General features: G+C 32.5%; 2 protein-coding genes. Both read right to left on the minus strand.

What is annotated here, in order from left to right; translation table 11 throughout:
* Window positions 1-98 precede the first annotated feature (98 nt).
* A complete protein-coding gene (locus HLH16_RS15490) occupies window positions 99-725 on the minus strand; it encodes a hypothetical protein (RefSeq protein WP_171529991.1) in 627 nt (208 codons plus the stop codon).
* A 223-nt stretch (window positions 726-948) separates the two neighbouring features.
* Complete coding sequence (locus HLH16_RS15495; RefSeq protein ID WP_171529992.1) at window positions 949-1,368, minus strand: GlcG/HbpS family heme-binding protein; 420 nt, start codon at window positions 1,366-1,368, stop codon at window positions 949-951.
* Window positions 1,369-1,494 lie beyond the last annotated feature (126 nt).

Here is a 1,494-nt window from a genome sequence, read left to right on the forward strand (position 1 = left end):
AAATGACTCCAGATGAGTTTTACTATGACCAGCTACCACAACAAAATAAGGTAGCTTAACTAGAGCAGAGTATCACTTATAAATAAGCTTTTAGTTGTTCAAACATGTGGGACCACCTCTGAATTTTGTAAAAGACTTATAGTGTTTTTTAACATATTCAGCTCTTTTTCAGCTCTTTTTTGATTAAATTTTATAATTGCCTTTTCTTCTTCAGCACTAATATTCTGATCTAACTTACGAAAATGAAAAATAGAATCTTCATAGAATGGTTGAGATGAATAGATCTTTTCAGCAAGATCATCAAGGCATTTCCTCCCTTTTGCCCTATATTCAAGAATCTCCTTTAAATCTAACTTTATATTCCAAGAATAACTATAATGGCGAAGATCGCATTGTACGTCCAAGAAGAATTCTTGCTGTTTTTCTAATAAATACCATACCCCTTCACGATAATCTAATACTTTCATTTCATCTTGAATATCCGAAACTATCTTAGTTGCAATTTTTAAGAATCCCAAGCAAGCCACATACTCATTTGTAAAATATAAAGTATCTTCCCTTAAGACCCCTCTTTCAATGAAGCTCAAACACCATTGCTGACTATTTCTGGATTTTTCTAAATGAATTGTTATATCAGAATCGAGTCCGTAGCTAATGACCTCATCATTGCTTGGATAATATGTCACCATTGGGTAGAGGATATGGTGTAGGTCGATTATTTTCATATGTATTTTTTGAGTAAAGACTATTTTTTAATTTCTCTAAAATTAACATAATGCACGTCACATAAAATTTTAAAATTAATTAATTTTAATTCATTGGCTTATGACTCGATTAAAAGCCCAAATTACAAATTATTGGGCTTTTGTTGATTCTTTACATTCCACAATTAAGTTTTAATCAAAATTACACTTTAATATTTAATTTTATTAAAAAATATAACTGATTTTAGACTTTAACCTGCGCCAAAAACTTTTCAATCGCCTGTTGTGCAATTTCCGCATCTTCAAAGGATTTTACACCTGATACGCCCATCGCACCGACTAACTCCCCTTCATACATAATCGGCTCGCCACCTTCCAGCATTCCTGAGAAACTTTCCATGGTCAGAAAACCCATTTGTCCATTTTTGATAATATCTTCAAAGAGCTTGGATGGATGACGGCTCATTGCCGAGCATTTGGCTTTTTCGATGGCCAGATTTGCAGTCATTGGTGCTGCACCATCCATACGTTTCATCGTAAGCAAATTACCCGTTTCATCTACTACAGCAATACTTACATTAAAACTGTTCTGAACAGCATAATGATGAGCTTGATCTAATAAAAACTCAGCATCACTAAGCGTCAAATAATGTTTGGTTTGCATTTAACTATAGCTAAATACCAAATAAATCATTACAGTAATCTTTAAACAATTTATCAATATCTTTAACTCTAAACTTATTGCGAATCATTTTTACTCGTGACCACATTTTTTCTATAGGATTTAAGT

The sequence above is a fragment of the Acinetobacter sp. ANC 5378 genome (genome assembly GCF_013004315.1).
In the GTDB taxonomy this organism is placed as follows: domain Bacteria; phylum Pseudomonadota; class Gammaproteobacteria; order Pseudomonadales; family Moraxellaceae; genus Acinetobacter.

Coding starts and splice junctions, on each gene's coding strand:
- HLH16_RS15495 (WP_171529992.1), bottom strand. CDS start 1,368: ATGCAAACCAAACATTATTTGACGCTTAGTGATGCTGAGTTTTTATTA.
- HLH16_RS15490 (WP_171529991.1), bottom strand. CDS start 725: ATGAAAATAATCGACCTACACCATATCCTCTACCCAATGGTGACATAT.